15 protein-coding genes and 2 pseudogenes are annotated in these 15,306 nt (G+C 72.5%); 9 read left to right on the forward strand and 8 right to left on the reverse strand.

Features of this window, described 5'->3' with window-relative positions; translation table 11 throughout:
* The first annotated feature begins 118 nt into the window (after positions 1-118).
* The 3 genes from OHA86_RS14895 to OHA86_RS14905 all read left to right on the forward strand — a co-directional run bounded on the left by OHA86_RS14895 (position 119) and on the right by OHA86_RS14905 (position 3,966).
* A complete protein-coding gene (locus tag OHA86_RS14895) occupies positions 119-778 on the forward strand; it encodes a response regulator transcription factor (RefSeq protein ID WP_329182412.1) in 660 nt (219 codons plus the stop codon).
* Positions 779-908: 130 nt separating this feature from the next.
* Positions 909-2,903 (forward strand): 2-oxoacid:acceptor oxidoreductase subunit alpha, encoded by a 1,995-nt coding sequence (locus tag OHA86_RS14900; protein ID WP_443071732.1) that lies wholly within the window; start codon positions 909-911, stop codon positions 2,901-2,903.
* Positions 2,896-3,966 (forward strand): 2-oxoacid:ferredoxin oxidoreductase subunit beta, encoded by a 1,071-nt coding sequence (locus tag OHA86_RS14905; protein ID WP_329172053.1) that lies wholly within the window; start codon positions 2,896-2,898, stop codon positions 3,964-3,966. The genes OHA86_RS14900 and OHA86_RS14905 overlap by 8 nt, the downstream gene beginning before the upstream one ends.
* Before the next feature lie 404 nt (positions 3,967-4,370).
* On the opposite strand, the gene OHA86_RS14910 is transcribed toward OHA86_RS14905, so the two are convergent.
* Positions 4,371-4,718 carry a winged helix-turn-helix transcriptional regulator gene (locus OHA86_RS14910; RefSeq protein WP_329175715.1) on the reverse strand — a complete coding sequence of 116 codons (348 nt, stop codon included), beginning with the start codon at positions 4,716-4,718 and terminating at the stop codon, positions 4,371-4,373.
* A gap of 110 nt (positions 4,719-4,828) precedes the next feature.
* Here OHA86_RS14910 and OHA86_RS14915 point away from each other — a divergent pair, with 110 nt between their 5' ends.
* The 5 genes from OHA86_RS14915 to OHA86_RS14935 all read left to right on the forward strand — a co-directional run bounded on the left by OHA86_RS14915 (position 4,829) and on the right by OHA86_RS14935 (position 8,919).
* Positions 4,829-5,698: an SDR family oxidoreductase gene (locus tag OHA86_RS14915; RefSeq protein ID WP_329175717.1), complete on the forward strand. Its 870-nt coding sequence runs from the start codon at positions 4,829-4,831 to the stop codon at positions 5,696-5,698.
* 135 nt (positions 5,699-5,833) lie between these two features.
* Positions 5,834-6,832, forward strand: coding sequence for an EamA family transporter RarD (gene rarD / locus OHA86_RS14920; protein ID WP_329175719.1), 999 nt, complete (start codon positions 5,834-5,836; stop codon positions 6,830-6,832).
* Positions 6,833-6,877: 45 nt separating this feature from the next.
* Entirely contained in the window at positions 6,878-7,441 is a 564-nt protein-coding gene (locus tag OHA86_RS14925; protein ID WP_329175721.1) for a flavodoxin family protein, read from the forward strand.
* A gap of 162 nt (positions 7,442-7,603) precedes the next feature.
* On the forward strand, positions 7,604-7,753 hold the full coding sequence (locus tag OHA86_RS14930; RefSeq protein ID WP_329175723.1) for a hypothetical protein: 150 nt from the start codon (positions 7,604-7,606) through the stop codon (positions 7,751-7,753).
* On the forward strand, positions 7,750-8,919 hold the full coding sequence (locus tag OHA86_RS14935) for a methyltransferase domain-containing protein (protein WP_329175724.1): 1,170 nt from the start codon (positions 7,750-7,752) through the stop codon (positions 8,917-8,919). The genes OHA86_RS14930 and OHA86_RS14935 overlap by 4 nt, the downstream gene beginning before the upstream one ends.
* 18 nt (positions 8,920-8,937) lie before the next feature.
* Here OHA86_RS14935 and OHA86_RS14940 read toward each other — a convergent pair whose 3' ends face one another.
* From OHA86_RS14940 to OHA86_RS14950, 3 genes and pseudogenes are all read right to left on the reverse strand, one after another.
* Entirely contained in the window at positions 8,938-9,780 is an 843-nt protein-coding gene (locus OHA86_RS14940) for a class I SAM-dependent methyltransferase (RefSeq protein ID WP_329175725.1), read from the reverse strand.
* 52 nt (positions 9,781-9,832) lie between these two features.
* Positions 9,833-9,973 carry a hypothetical protein gene (locus OHA86_RS14945; RefSeq protein ID WP_329175726.1) on the reverse strand — a complete coding sequence of 47 codons (141 nt, stop codon included), beginning with the start codon at positions 9,971-9,973 and terminating at the stop codon, positions 9,833-9,835.
* 51 nt (positions 9,974-10,024) lie between these two features.
* Positions 10,025-10,123 (reverse strand): annotated as a pseudogene (locus OHA86_RS14950) (MerR family transcriptional regulator); the annotation flags it as partial.
* Between the two features lie 41 nt (positions 10,124-10,164).
* Between OHA86_RS14950 and OHA86_RS14955 the strand changes: the two are divergent.
* Positions 10,165-10,323, forward strand: a pseudogene (locus OHA86_RS14955) (DUF6194 family protein); the annotation flags it as partial.
* A 69-nt stretch (positions 10,324-10,392) separates the two neighbouring features.
* On the opposite strand, the gene OHA86_RS14960 reads toward OHA86_RS14955, so the two are convergent.
* The 4 genes from OHA86_RS14960 to OHA86_RS14975 all read right to left on the reverse strand — a co-directional run bounded on the left by OHA86_RS14960 (position 10,393) and on the right by OHA86_RS14975 (position 14,938).
* The gene (locus tag OHA86_RS14960) at positions 10,393-11,346 is read right to left on the reverse strand and encodes an ABC transporter permease (RefSeq protein ID WP_329175727.1); all 954 of its coding nucleotides are present in this window, start codon (positions 11,344-11,346) and stop codon (positions 10,393-10,395) included.
* Positions 11,333-12,349 (reverse strand): ABC transporter ATP-binding protein, encoded by a 1,017-nt coding sequence (locus tag OHA86_RS14965; RefSeq protein WP_329175728.1) that lies wholly within the window; start codon positions 12,347-12,349, stop codon positions 11,333-11,335. The genes OHA86_RS14960 and OHA86_RS14965 overlap by 14 nt, the downstream gene beginning before the upstream one ends.
* Before the next feature lie 12 nt (positions 12,350-12,361).
* Positions 12,362-13,582, reverse strand: coding sequence for a LolA family protein (locus OHA86_RS14970; protein ID WP_329175729.1), 1,221 nt, complete (start codon positions 13,580-13,582; stop codon positions 12,362-12,364).
* Between the two features lie 333 nt (positions 13,583-13,915).
* Positions 13,916-14,938 (reverse strand): polyprenyl synthetase family protein, encoded by a 1,023-nt coding sequence (locus OHA86_RS14975; protein ID WP_329175730.1) that lies wholly within the window; start codon positions 14,936-14,938, stop codon positions 13,916-13,918.
* Positions 14,939-15,306 lie beyond the last annotated feature (368 nt).

Raw genomic sequence — 15,306 nt, forward strand, 5'->3', positions numbered from 1 at the left:
CACCCGGCTGCCGGGCGCAACCTTGCCCAGGGCAACCGTATTCCCCATTCCCCCGTCGATGCTGGAATGCTGAGCGGGTCAGTCGGACACGGGGGAGCGCGGAACGGTGGAGGACAAGGTGCGAGTGGTCATCGCCGAGGATTCGGTACTGCTGCGGGAGGGCTTGACGCGACTGCTCACCGACCGCGGACACGACGTGGTGGCCGGTGTCGGCGACGCCGTGGGGCTGCTCAAGGCGGTCGACGAACTCGCGGGGCGGGGCGCGGCACCCGATGTGGTGGTCGCCGACGTCCGGATGCCGCCCACCCACACGGATGAAGGCGTCCGCGCGGCGGTGCGGCTGCGCCGGGACCACCCCGAGGTGGGGGTACTGGTGCTGTCTCAGTATGTGGAAGAGCAGTACGCGACCGAGCTGCTCGCCGGCAGCAGCCGCGGGGTCGGCTATCTGCTCAAGGACCGGGTCGCCGACGTCCGCGAATTCGTTGATGCCGTGGTCAGGGTGGCCGAGGGCGGTACGGCCCTGGACCCCGAGGTGGTCGCCCAGCTGCTCGGCCGCAGCCGCAAGCAGCACGTGCTGGCCAATCTCACTCCGCGAGAACGCGAGGTCCTGGGCCTGATGGCGGAGGGCCGTACGAACTCGGCCGTCGCCAAGCAGCTCGTGGTGAGCGACGGAGCGGTGGAGAAGCACGTCAGCAACATCTTCCTCAAGCTGGGCCTGGCCCCGAGTGATGGGGATCACCGTCGCGTACTGGCCGTGCTCACCTACCTCAACTCCTGAGGTAAGCGGCCTCCACCTGTCCTTTTCGTCCCGCTGAGTGAGACACTGTCCCAGAGAGCGGGACAACAGATCGCATGCGCGGCGTCCAGTTCCCCGGACGTCCGGGGAAGGGCACCCTTACCGCCGTACGATGACCGGTGAGCCGCCGCCTCGAAGGAGGTCCGTTTCAGTGACCAGCCAGGTCAGCAGCCCCATTGCCGCGAGCAACGCGGAAGAGCCGCCCGTCGTCGACGCACTCGGTGAACAGCGCAAACCGGCCAAGGAAACCAGGCAGCTGGACCGGGTGATCATCCGGTTCGCTGGTGATTCCGGTGATGGTATGCAGCTTACGGGTGATCGTTTTACGTCGGAGACGGCGTCGTTCGGTAATGATTTGTCGACGTTGCCGAATTTTCCGGCGGAGATCCGGGCGCCTGCGGGGACGTTGCCGGGGGTGTCGTCGTTCCAGTTGCATTTTGCGGATCATGACATTCTGACGCCGGGGGATGCGCCGGATGTGCTGGTCGCGATGAATCCGGCGGCGTTGCGGGCGAATCTGGGTGATCTGCCGCGGGGTGCGGAGATCATTGTGAATACGGATGAGTTCACGCGGCGGGCGATGGGGAAGGTGGGGTGGGCGGTCAGTCCGCTGGAGGACGGGTCGCTGGCGGGGTTCGCTGTGCACCGGGTGCCGCTGACGACGCTGACGGTGGAGGCGCTGAAGGACTCGGGTCTGGCGCGGAAGGATGCCGAGCGGGCGAAGAACATGTTCGCCCTGGGGCTGCTGTCGTGGATGTACCACCGTCCGACGGAGGGTACCGAGGCGTTCTTGCGGCGGAAGTTCGCGAAGAGGCCCGATATCGCCGAGGCGAATGTGGTGGCGTTCCGGGCGGGGTGGAATTTCGGGGAGACGACGGAGGATTTCGCGGTCTCCTACGAGGTCGCGCCGGCGTCGTCGGCGTTCCCCGCGGGGACGTACCGGAACATCTCGGGGAATCTGGCGCTGTCGTACGGGCTGATCGCGGCGGCGAAGCAGTCGGGGCTGCCCCTGTATCTGGGGTCGTATCCGATCACGCCGGCGTCGGACATTCTGCACGAGCTGTCGCGGCACAAGAATTTCGGGGTGCGGACGTTCCAGGCGGAGGACGAGATCGCGGCGATCGGTGCGGCGCTGGGTGCCGCGTTCGGCGGGTCGCTGGCGGTGACGACGACATCGGGGCCGGGCGTGGCGCTGAAGTCCGAGACGATCGGGCTGGCCGTGAGCCTGGAGCTGCCGTTGCTGGTGGTCGACATCCAGCGGGGCGGGCCGTCGACGGGCCTGCCGACCAAGACCGAGCAGGCCGATCTGCTGCAGGCGATGTACGGCAGGAACGGTGAGGCGCCGGTGCCGGTGATCGCCCCGGCCACCGCGGCGGAGTGCTTCACCGCCGCCCTGGAGGCCGCCCGGATCGCGGTGACCTACCGCACCCCGGTCTTCCTCCTCTCCGACGGGTACCTCGCCAACGGCTCCGAGCCGTGGCGGATCCCCGACGTGTCCGAGCTGCCGGATCTGCGGGTGGAGTTCGCCTCGGGCCCGAACCACACCACCGCCGAGGGCACGGAGGTGTTCTGGCCCTACCTGCGCGACCCGCAGACCCTCGCACGGCCCTGGGCGGTACCGGGCACCCCCGGCCTGGAGCACCGGATCGGGGGGATCGAGAAGCAGGACGGCACGGGCAACATCTCCTACGACCCGGCCAACCACGACCTGATGGTCCGCACCCGGCAGGCGAAGATCGACAACATCACCGTCCCCGACGTGCAGGTCGACGACCCCTCCAACGCCGCACGCACCCTGGTGGTCGGCTGGGGCTCGACCTACGGGCCCATCACCGCGGCCGTGCGGCGGATCCGCACCGCCGGCGGCCGGATCGCCCAGGCCCACCTGCGCCACCTCAACCCCTTCCCCGCCAACCTCGGCCAGGTCCTGCGCTCCTACGAGCGCGTCATCGTCCCCGAGATGAACCTCGGACAGCTCGCGCACCTGCTGCGCGCCGAATACCTGGTCGACGCACAGTCCTACACCCAGGTCACAGGCCTGCCCTTCAAGGCCGAGCAGCTCGCGGCGGCCATCGCGGTCATCATGGAGGAGAACACCGATGTCTGAGGCACTGGCCCTGGTCCCCAAAGCCGCCGCGAAGCAGTCGATGAAGGACTTCAAATCCGACCAGGAAGTCCGCTGGTGCCCCGGCTGCGGCGACTACGCCGTCCTGGCCGCCGTCCAGTCCTTCATGCCCGAACTCGGCCTGGCCCGCGAGAACGTCGTCTTCATCTCCGGCATCGGCTGCTCCTCACGCTTCCCGTACTACATGAACACCTACGGCATGCACTCCATCCACGGGCGCGCCCCCGCGATCGCCACCGGCCTCGCCACCTCCCGCCGCGACCTGTCGGTATGGGTCGTCACCGGCGACGGCGACGCCCTCTCCATCGGCGGGAACCACCTCATCCACGCACTGCGCCGCAACGTGAACCTCAAGATCCTGCTCTTCAACAACCGCATCTACGGCCTCACCAAAGGCCAGTACTCCCCGACCTCGGAGACCGGCAAGATCACGAAGTCCACACCGATGGGATCACTCGAAGCACCGTTCAACCCGGTATCGCTGGCCATCGGCGCGGAAGCCGGCTTCGTGGCACGCACGATCGACTCCGACCGCAAGCACCTGCAGTCCGTCCTGCGCGCCGCCGCCGACCACCCCGGCACCGCACTGGTCGAGATCTACCAGAACTGCAACATCTTCAACGACGGCGCCTTCGACGCACTCAAGGACAACGCCACCGCGACCGAGGCGGTCATCCGCCTCGAACACGGACAGCCCATCCGCTTCGGCACACCCGCCGCCGACGGACTCGGCTCCAAAGGCGTCATCCGCGACCCCGCCACCGGCGACCTGACCGTCATCGACATCACCCGGACCGGCACCGGCACCGATCAGATCCTGATCCACGACGCGACCGCACCCAACCCGGCCACCGCGTTCGCCCTGTCCCGCCTCGCCGACCCCGACACCCTCCACCACACCCCCATCGGCATCATCCGCAACACCCAACGCCCCGTCTACGACACCGACATGGCCCACCAACTCGACCAGGCCGTCACCCAGCACGGCGAAGGCGACCTCACCACCCTCCTCACCGGCCCCGACACCTGGACCGTCCCCGCCTGACCCCACCCCGGGGGGCGCCCCACACCACACAGGGTGCCCCCAGGGGCGCGAGGAACCGCGCACCCAGCCCCCACCCACCGTCACGTGCGAACAGACCGCACCACCCCAGGGGCACGAGGAACTGCGCGCGCAACCCACCACGACCGTCGTGTGACGACGACCGCCACCACCCCAGGGGCGCGAGGAACTGCGCGACCAACCCCCACCGGGGCACGGGTCGCCACCGACCCGAAGGGTCTCTTCGGTCCGCCCCGGACCACCGGCCGGTGGCCGGCTCAGCGCGCAGTTCCCCGCGCCCCCGGTAGGCACCCCCCTGCCAAAGGGGAACCGCCAGACCCCCGCGCCCGGGGGAGGCGTAACCCCCGCGCCGAGGGGACCGTCACGCGCGGCTGGGCGCGAAAAGCTCAGCCGCGCCCCGCGTCGTACGCGAGCTGCGCCGCAGCCACCGCGGCCACGCGGGACTCCGTCCACGCGGCCAGCGCCCGTACCTTGAGCGCGGCCTCCCGCCCGAGGTCCGTCAGGTCGTAATCCACGTGCGGCGGTATGACGGGCCGGGCGGCGCGGCGTACGAAGCCGTCCCGCTCCAGCGTGCGCAGCGTCTGCGTGAGCATCTTCTCGCTGACGTCCCCGATCCCGTCCCGCAGCTCACTGAAGCGCAATGTGCCGCCGTCGAGCAGGGCCGCGAGCACCAGAACGCCCCACCGGCTGGTGACGTGCTCAAGAATGACCCGCTCAGGGCAGATTACCTTCATGTATGTACCGTACTTCAAGGTGGGTACTTTCCATAAGTTAGCGTCCCGGTTACGGTGATCACGACAGCAGGAACGCATCATCAGGAACGCACTCCACCGGGAGATCCACCGTGAGCATCGTCGTCACCGGAGCCACCGGCCACCTCGGCCGCCTCGTCATCGCAGAGCTGCTGGCGCGCGGGGTCGCCCCCGCCGGGATCGCCGCCGCGGTGCGGGACACCGGCAAGGCGGCCGACCTCGCCGCGAGCGGCGTGGAGCTGAGGGTCGCGGACTACGACCGGCCCGAGACCCTCAAGGCCGCCTTCGCCGCGGGCGACCGCGTACTGCTGGTCTCGGGGAACGAGGTCGGCCGCCGTATCCCGCAGCACGCCGCGGCGATCGACGCGGCGGCGGAGGCCGGCGTGGCGCTGCTGGCGTACACCGGCGTACTCGGCGGCCCGGCCGCCGACTTCGTGCTCGCCGACGAGCACAAGGCCACCGAGGAGCACATCCTGGCCTCCGGGCTGCCGTACGTCTTCCTGCGCAACGGCTGGTACACCGAGGTCTACACGGCGAATCTGCCGGCCGTGCTCGAACACGGCGCCGTGATCGGCAACGCGGGCGACGGGCGGCTCGCGTCGGCCGCCCGGGCGGATTACGCGGCGGCGGCAGCGGTCGTCCTGACCGGGGAGGGCCACGAGAACCGGGCGTACGAGCTGAGCGGCGACACCTCGTGGAGCTTCCCCGACTACGCGGCCGTGATCGCCGAGCTGTCCGGGCGCGAGGTCGCCTACCACGACGTGAGCCCGGAGGAGCGGCAGGAGATCCTGACGGGCGTCGGGGTGCCGGCCGACTTCGCCGCGGTGCTGGTGGACGTGGACCAGGCGATCGGGCGCGGCCTGCTGGCCGGCACCAGCGGTGAGCTGGCCCGGCTGATCGGCCGCCCGACGACGCCGCTGCGCGAGACGGTCGCGGCCGAGCTGGCGGCCCTCCAGGGGTAGCGCCGAAGGGACAGGCCGCCCGCCTGTCAGGACCATTCCGCAATACGGCCCTGGCACCACGGCCGTCCGACCGCTACGGTCGGACTGCCGCACCCGTACCCGCACCGCGTACGGCGGCTTGGGGGAGGACGGGCGATGGGCGAGAACCGCAAAGGGCTGGTGTTCGGGTTCGCGGCCTACGGCATGTGGGGCCTGTTCCCGCTGTACTGGCCGCTGCTCGAACCCGCGGGAGCCGCGGAGATCCTGGCCCACCGAATGGTGTGGTCGCTGGCGGTGGTCGCCGTACTGCTGCTGGCGCTGCGCCGGTGGGCCTGGATCACCGAGCTGATACGCCAGCCCCGCCGCCTGGCCCTGATCGCGCTCGCCGCGACCGTGGTGTCGGTGAACTGGGGCACGTACATCTGGGCCGTCAACGCCGGCCATGTCGTGGAGACCTCGCTCGGCTACTTCATCAACCCGCTGGTCACCGTCGGCCTGGCCGTCCTCGTCCTGCACGAGCGGCTGCGGCCCGTGCAGTGGGTGGCGGTCGGCATCGGCTGCGCGGCCGTCGGGGTGCTCGCGGTCGGCTACGGGCGGCTGCCGTGGATCGCGCTGGTCCTGGCCTTCACCTTCGGCACGTACGGCCTGGTGAAGAAGAAGATCGCCATGGGCGGGGTGGAGTCGCTGGCCGCGGAGACCTCCGTGCAGTTCCTGCCGGCCGCCGTCTTCCTGGTGATCCTCGGCTCCCGCGGCGACTCGACCTTCACCCACCACGGCCCCGGCCACGCCACCTTGCTGGCCCTGTCGGGCGTGGCCACCGCGCTCCCGCTGGTGCTCTTCGGGATGTCGGCGAACCGGCTGCCGCTGTCCACCCTCGGCCTGATCCAGTACCTGGCCCCGGTCTTCCAGTTCCTGATCGGCATCCTCCACTTCCACGAGACGATGTCCACCGAGCAGTGGATCGGCTTCCTGCTGGTCTGGTCGGCGCTGGTCCTGCTGACGGCCGACGCTTTGCGCAACGGCCGCCGTACCCGGGCGGCTGCGACTGCCGCGAGGTCGGCCGCCGCTCCGGCCCCGGAGCGTACGGCGGACCCCGCCACGGCCCCGGCCACCGGGATGCCCGGGGCGACGGCGGGGCGCCGCCCGGGGGTGTGACGCGGGTCGCTTGACGCGCGTTCGATGCGCGCGCAATATATGCACATGCATGACTTCTCGGGGCGACGGTTCCTCTTCCTGCTCGGCAGCACCCGTGCGGGCGGCAACACCGAGGCGCTGGCGCAGCAGGCGGCGGCGCAACTGCCCTTTGGCGTGGAGCAGCACTGGGTGCGGCTCGCGGAGATGCGGCTGCCGGAGTTCACCGACGTACGGCACGACGGCGACGGCTCGTACCCGCCGCCCACCGGGCAGGCCCGTACGCTGCTCGACGCCACACTGGAGGCGACCGACCTGGTCATCGCGTCGCCGCTGTACTGGTATTCGCTGTCCACGCCGGCCAAGCACTACCTCGACCACTGGTCCGGGTGGATGCGCGTACCCGGCGTCGACTTCCGCGCCCGGATGGCGGGCCGCACCCTGTGGGGCGTCACGGCCCTCGCGGGCACCGACCATTCCGACGCCGACCCGCTGGTCGGCACCCTCGCGAAGACCGCCCGCCACATGCGGATGACCTTCCGCGGCGTGCTGCTGGCCAGCGCGACCCGACCGGGCCAGCTCACCACCGACGAGGACGCGGCGCTGCGGGCGAAGACCTTCTTCACCCCCTGAGGGCGCACCCCAGACCACCTTCCCTCGCTGACCCCCACCTGCCAGGCCGCACGCCCGCTCGCCTCGTACGCTGCCCCCCGCGTCACGCGCGATCTCTATGGTCACCATTCGCGTGCGTAGAGTAATAACGCCGTCGGTCAGGCAAGACAAAGGGGGGCGGCCATGAGCGTGGACAGGTTCACGACCCGGTACGGGACGCGCGCGGGTGGTGAGGACGGGGACGGGCACCCCGGGACGCCGTGGACGCCGCCGCAGGAGCCGCCGTCGCCGGACGGCGACACCCCGCCCGGCGACGGGACGCACCGCAAGTGACGGTGATCGGTCGCAGAGTGCGGCCCGGCTGGGCGGAGTTGGTGCGCTCCCTGCTCGACTCCGGTGCCATGGCGCCGCAGTGGGGCGAGGCGTTCTGCGCGGTCGACCGCGCCCGGTTCCTGCCGCCGGTCATGTGGCCGTACGACATGGCGACCAGGACAAGCGCCGGCAGCGACCGGCGGGCGGACCGGGCCGGCTGGTACGGCTGGGCCGACGCCGACGTCCCTATCACCACCCAGTGGGACGACGGCCGGCACGAGGGCGCCGCTCCCGGCAGGGTGCCGACGTCGTCGGCCTCGGCCCCGTCCGTGGTCGCGGCGATGCTGCGCGACCTCGACGTGCACGACGGCGCGAAGGTGCTGGAGATCGGCACCGGCACCGGCTGGAACGCCGCCCTGCTCGCCCACCGCCTCGGCGATCGGCAGGTCACCAGCGTGGAGGTCGACCCGCAGGTCGCGGCCACCGCGACAGCCGCCCTGCACGGCGCGGGCCGCCACCCGGACGTGGTCGTCGCCGACGGCCTGCTCGGCCACCCGCCGGGCGCCCGCTACGACAGGCTCATCGCGACCGTGGCCGTACGCGCGATCCCGTACGCCTGGGTGCGGCAGACCGCTCCCGGCGGGGTGATCGTGGCGCCCTGGGGAACGGCGTACTCCCATGCCGACGCGGTGGTGCGTCTGGCCGTCGCCGACGACCGTACCGGCGCGCAGGGGCGGTTCACCCGGCCCGTGGAATTCATGAAGGCCCGCGCGCACCGGACGGCCCGGGCCCCGCACAGCGAGTACGTTCCGGGCAACGACGTCGCCGCCGCGGCCGAGTCCGTCACGACCACCGGCCTGACCGCCGATGACCTCGGGCACCCGTTCTCCTTCGCCGCCGGCCTGCGCATCGGCCGCGACTGCGCCAGTGCCGCGGACCGGCGCGGCGAGAGCGTCAGCTACTGGCTCTACGGGATCTCGGACCGCTCCTGGGCCGCGGCCGTCCTGCACGACGGCCGACCGACGTCCACCGTCTACCAGGGCGGCCCCCGCCGCCTGTGGGACGAGCTCGAAAGCACCCACCGCTGGTGGACCGCCGCCGGCAGACCCGGCACCGACCGCTTCGGCCTGACCACCACCCCCGACGGCGACCGCCCCTGGCTCGACACCCCGCGGCAGCCGCTCTGACAGCCCGGCGGCAGCCCGTCAGGTGAGAGGTTTGGGCCAGATGAAGACCTCTGTGCTGGGCCGGCGTGCGGAGAAGCGGCCGCGGGGGGAGGTCTCGTGGAGGAGGTCGCGCAGGGAGGTCTCGAAGGCGGCGCGGTGGGGGCCGAAGAGGTGGGGGGCCGAGAAGGACAGGGAGAAGACGCCCGCGACGACGTCGTCGTACGTGCGCACCAGCGGCCGGCCGCCGGGGACGGCGAGGCGCTGCGGGGCGGTGAAGCCCGCGCGGGTGAGGATCGCCGCCTCGCCGCCGGGGGTGCCCTGGGGCAGCAGGCTCCGGCCGGCCCGGCGGACCGGGCCGAGGTAGCGGGCGACCAGGTCACCGATCGCCGCGTGCGGCACCGCCGGGTACGGGAGGCCCTCGACGGTCGTGGCCCCGGTCTTCACGTCCGAGATGTGCACCAGCGCCCCGCCGGGCGCGAGCATGTCCCGGACGGTCGCCGCCACCAGGTCGCGGTCCATCCAGTGGAAGGACTGGCCGAAGGTCGCGACGGTGAACGTCCCCAGGCCCGCGGGCAGTTCCTCCCCCCGGGCCCGTACCCACCGCGTCCTCTCCCCCACCCCGGCCTCGGCGGCCCCGCGCCCGGCCTCGGCGAGCATGTCGCCGTCCGGGTCCACTCCGACGACCTCGGCGAAGGCATCCGCCAGGATCAGCGCGAGGGTTCCCGGCCCGCAGCCCACGTCGAGCAGCCGCCCGCGCCCGTCGAGCCGCAGCACCTCGGCGAGCACGGCCGCGAGACCGGGGGCGTAGGGCAGCCTGCCGCGCCGGTAGTAGGCGGCAGTGCCCGCGAACAGCGTCTCGTCCCACTCCCAGCCGCCCGCCACGCCGCCCGCCTCCCGGAGATCCGCAACCGGCCGCCGATGATGCCACGCCGGCTCAGCGGCCCGCCGCGAATATCGCGCCGAGCGCCCCGGCGGCGTCGAGGAGGGCGTACGAGCGGGCCGTGACGCTCGCGTCCCGGGACGCGAGCGCGGCGGTGACGTCGGCGGAGCCGCGCCCGGTGCGCAGGGACGGCATCAGGGCGCGCAGCGGCGCGATGCGGTAGCCGGCGGCGCGGAGCTGCTGGACGACCCGGGCGTCGCGGGCCTGGGGCGGGGAGTAGCGGCGGGCGCCGCGCGGGGGCAGCCGGTCCGGTACGACCAGGCCCTCGGCGTCCCAGTGGCGCAGGGTGGAGGGGCGTACGCGCGGAGGACGGCCCCGGCGCGGACGACACGGTCGGGGCCCACCCCGTCTACGGCTCCGCCGGCTGGCTCGCGGTGGTGAACCCGGGTCCCCGGACCGATGCGGCGGTCCGCGACCTGCTGCGTACCGCCCACCGCCTCGCCCGCGCCCGGTACGGCCGGCGGAACGGGCCGGCGGCGGGCTGACCGGGGGTCAGGGGCGCCGGAGGAGTCGGCCGGCCTGCGGCCGGACAGGGAACGGCTCCGGGCGGGGCGCTACGCCGTGATGTCGCGAGTGGTGAAGCGGGCCCAGGCGGCGGAGCCGAAGACGGCGGCGTAGACGGCCTGGAGGGCGAGGTTCTTGACGACGCCGGTCCAGATGACGGGGGCCCGCATCACATCGGCGAAGCTCAGCCAGTAGTGGGGGAAGAGGTAGGGCTGCACGGTGTGCAGCTGCGGGATGCTGTCGACGATCTGGATGGTGATCAGCAGGCCGACCGTGGCCGCCATCGCGCCGATACCGCTGTCGGTCAGGGTGGAGACGAACAGGCCGAGCGCGGCGAGGCCGATGAGCGAGGACGCCACGAGCAGCGCGATCAGCAGGCCGCGCAGGATGCCGTCGGACAGCGGGACGGTGTTGCCGGACAGCAGGGTGACATCGCCGACCGGGAAGAGCGTGAAGCCGACGATCACGGCGGACAGCACCACCACGAGGGTCGCGGCGACGCAGAAGGCCAGCACCGAGGCGTACTTGGCGAGCAGCAGCCGGGTGCGGCCGGCCGGGGCGACCAGCAGATAGCGCAGGGTGCCGGTGCTGGCCTCGCCCGCGACGGCGTCGCCGGCCACCACGCCGACGGCCATCGGCAGGAAGAAGGGCAGGGTCGCGGCGAGCGAGGCGAAGGCCAGGAAAAGGCCGTTGTTGCTGATCTGCTCCAGGAACGCCGGGCCGCCACCGCCGTTGCCGCCGACCGACCGGCCGCCGCGGGTCTCGATCCTGACCGCGATGCCGACCAGTACCGGCACCCCGGCCAGCACGCCGAGCAGGGCGAGGGTGCGGGCCCGGCGGAAGACGATCAGCAGCTCGGAGCCGAACAGGCCGAGCGACCACACCGCCCGGGTCGCGGGCGACGCCTGCGTACGCTCCGGGGTGCGGCCCCCGTCCTGCCCGGGACCGCCCGCGCGGTCGTCGTCGTGCAGGCCGGGGCCCGCGGCGGTCTCAGCCCGCGACATCGAAACCCTCCCCCGTCAGTGCCACGAACGCGTCCTCCAGGGACGCCAGCTGCACCCCGAAGCCGCGCACCCGCACACCGGCCGCGACCAGTGCGGCGTTCAGCTCCGCCAGGTCGGGCGGGTCGGCGGGCAGCTCGCCGGTGACCAGGCCGCCGTGCGGGTCGGTGACCAGCTCGGTCACGCCGTGCCCGGTGAGCACCCGGACGGCCCGCGCGGCGTCCGGGGTGGTGACGGCGAGCCGCCCGCGGGTGCCCGCGGCCAGCTCGGCCACCGGGCCCTGGGTGATCAGCCGGCCGCGGGCCATCACCGCGGCATGGGTGCAGACCTGCTCGATCTCGTCCAGCAGATGCGAGGAGAGGAAGACGGTGGTGCCGTCCTCGGCCAATTCCCTGACCAGGGTCCTGATCTCCCGCATGCCCTGCGGGTCGAGGCCGTTGGTCGGCTCGTCGAGCACGAGCAGCTCGCGCGGCTGGAGCAGGGCGGACGCCAGCCCGAGGCGCTGCTTCATGCCCAGCGAATACGCCTTGGCCTTCTTCGCCGCCGCCGCGGTCAGCCCGACCCGGTCGAGCGCCGAAGCCACCCTGGCCTTCCGGGTGCGCGGGTCGGCCGTGGGGTCGGCCGCGTCGAAGCGGATCAGATTGTCCCGGCCGGACAGGAAGCCGTAGAGGGCGGGCCCCTCGATGAGGGCGCCGACCTTGGGCAGCACCGCCCGGGTGGAGCGCGGCATGGGGCGGCCGAGGACGCGGGCGGTGCCCGCGGTCGGCTCGATCAGGCCCATCAGCATCCGGATCGTGGTCGTCTTGCCCGAGCCGTTCGGCCCGAGGAAGCCGAACACGCTGCCGCGCGGCACCCGCAGATCCAGGCCGTCCACGGCGAGCGTGCCCCGGTACTGCTTGACCAGGCCGCGGGTCTCGATCACCACGTCGGGCGCCGGACCGCCCGCGTCAGGCAACGGACCGTCCACGTCAGGCGCCGGACCATCCGCGGCGAGCGGCTCTCCCATCGCGCTCCTTCGTCAGCGTGCGGCGCTGCCGGCCGCCGCGGTCAGTGCCGCCTGGTCGACCGCACCGGCGTATATCGTGCCGTCCCGCGTCAGCAGCACATTGACCAGCCGGGTGTGGAAGAGCGTGCCGGTGCCGAAGGAGCCGCTGACCTGCTTGCCGAAGCCGCCGAGGATCGAGGCGGCGCCGCCCTTGCCGTTCTTCCCGGCCCCGGACGGCAGCGCGCCCTTGGTCCTGAAGACGGCCACGGTGTCCCAGCCGGACCCGACAACGGTGGGCGCGGCGAGGCCGGATGTCGCGTCGGGCGACCGGTCCTTGGCCGGGGCGCCGCCCTCGGTCACCTTCACGCCCTTGGGCGGGGTGAAGGCGAAGGTGCTCGCGGCCGGCTTGCCGAAGCTCACCTTGCTGTAGGCGACGTCGAAGGCCGCCTTGCCCGTGCCCTTGGGCTGGAGCGTGAACCTCAGCGGCACACCGGTCTTGGCGTCGACGGCGATCCGTATCGAGTCGACCGTCGTGCCGGGCGCGTTCTGCGGGCGGATCAGCAACTCGTACGCGCTGCGCCCGGCAACCCGGGCGGTGCCGTCCGCGGTGATCGAGGCGATGCCGTCGGCCGCCTTGAGGATCTGCCGGGCCGCGGCCTGCGGGGTCGCGGGGAAGTCGTCCGGCAGCTGCGTGCGGGGCGCGGCCTCGGTGTCCCGGGCCGGCAGCGCGGAGTGGTACGCCTCGTTGGAGGAGCTGTCGTACGCCCACACCTGGGACCCGTTGTGGATCACGCTGTATTCGGCGGCGGGCTCGATGACCGAGATCTTCTGCCGGTCCTGGCCGTCCGCCGCCACGTGCAGGGTGTGGCTGCCGATCAGCAGCTGGGTCAACCGCCGCTGCGGGTCGGCCGGCGAGCCGCCGGACGAGCCGAGCGCCGGCGCCGCCGCGGCGCCGCCGAACAGGCTGCTTCCCGCGCCCCCGGACAGCGCGGACGGCAGGCCGAGGTCGGTGCTGATCTTCACCGTGCCGTCCACGGTCCTGGTGTCGGACGCGGCGATCTTGGTGATGATCTGCTGGGCGGTGAGCGACGGCAGGGACGGGTCGCCGCTGTCGGCCAGCGCGGGGACCAGTCCGATGGTCGCCGCGGTCACTCCCACGACCGCCGCGGGGACGGCGTAGCGGACGGCCTTGCGCCCCCGCCGCCCCTCCCCGGGCTCGCGTGCCTCCGGCTGTGCCGGTTGGATCAGTGCCATTGCGTCTTTACCTCCGTCGTCAGCGGCGGTTCGCTGTCCCGCACTCGTCCACTCCCCAGGCCATTGTCGCCCGGTCCGCCCCGAAGTGGTGTGTACCCATCTCACCAAACCGGTCACCGCGCCACATCAGCCCCGGGGGCCAACTCGGTGTACGCCTGCGGTATGACGGTCCCGCGTCCCGTAGGCGCTCCGGCGTACGGGCCCCTGACGCCCTCTCAGGGTCGGGCGGACGCCGGGGCGGCACGAAGGACGGGAGGCGGCGGGGAGGAGCCGCACGGGCGGCGGAGCGGCGCGCGCGAGCCGCACGCACGCCCAGGGCCTTGGGGCCGCCGCTCAGCCCGCCCGGTGCACCACGGCGTCGCACAGACCGGCCAGCGCCCTTTTGGCGGGTCCCTCGGGCAGCGGTGCCAGCGCGGCCCGCGCCTCCTCCGCGTAGCGCAGCGAGTCGCGGCGCGCCTGTTCGAGCGCGGGGTGCGCGCGCAGCAGGCTCAGCGCCTCGGCGTGCAGGCCGTCGTCGGTGAGGTCGCCGTCGAGCAGTTCGTTGAGCCGGCGGTCGGCGGCCGAGACGGCGCCCCCGGCCTGCGCGTAGTGCTTGCGCACATGCAGCACCGGCAGCGTCGGGATGCCCTCGCGCAGGTCGGTGCCCGGGGTCTTGCCCGACTCGTGGCTGTCGCTGGCGATGTCGAGGACGTCGTCGGCGAGCTGGAAGGCGATGCCGATGCGTTCGCCGTACTGGGTCAGGGTGTGCACCACGGCCTCGCCCGCGCCCGACATCATCGCGCCGAACCGGCCGGAAACGGCCATCAGCGAGCTGGTCTTGCCTGCCAGCACTTCGAGGTAGTGGTCCAGCGGGTCGCGGCCGTCGCGCGGGCCGACCGTCTCCAGGATCTGCCCGGTGACCAGCCGCTCGAAGGACTCGGCCTGGACCCGGACCGCCTCGGGTCCGAGGTCGGCCAGGATGTGCGAGGCGCGGGAGAAGAGGAAGTCGCCGGTCAGCACCGCGACCGAGTTGCCCCAGCGGGCGTTCGCGCTGGGCACCCCGCGGCGGGCGTCGGCCTCGTCCATGACGTCGTCGTGGTAGAGCGTCGCCAGGTGGGTCAGCTCCACGACGACCGCGGCCGGCACGACGCCGGGGGCGAACGGGTCGCCGAACTGGGCGCCGAGCATCACCAGGAGTGGCCGGAAGCGCTTACCTCCGGCCTGCAGCAGATGCCTGGCGGCGTCCGTGATGAAGGGGACGTCGCTCTTGGTGGCCTCGAGCAGGCCCTCTTCCACCGCCGCGAGTCCGGCGCCGATGTCGGCGTCCAGAGCGGGGTCCCACACGCTCAGCCCGAAGGGTGGCCCGACGACGTTCACGAGGGGTGCTCCTGTCGCTGATCTGGCTTCTGGCGGGGTTCTGGGTGGCGCTTCGCGGGCGGCTCCGCTGGCGCTGACGTGGTGCTCGGCTCGTCTTGCGTACACGGGCAGCGTAGCCGGTCGGCTGTGGATCACCGCCGGGGCATCGCCCTATGCCAAGCCGCGGGAGGACCGCGCCCGGAGCCGGTCGCGGGCCGTACGGGAGGCCGTGCGCCGTCACGCCGCGTATGATCCCGATTACGGTGTTTCAGGGTGGTACGTCCGACCCGCCATGTGACGCCGGGTGCCGTTCGCCCGACCGGCGAACGTCCACCGGCGCACGTGGCCTGTTCGCCACGCGGCCCACCAGAATCGTGGCGGCAACATGT

The sequence above is a fragment of the Streptomyces sp. NBC_01477 genome, from assembly GCF_036227245.1.
Lineage (GTDB): Bacteria > Actinomycetota > Actinomycetes > Streptomycetales > Streptomycetaceae > Actinacidiphila.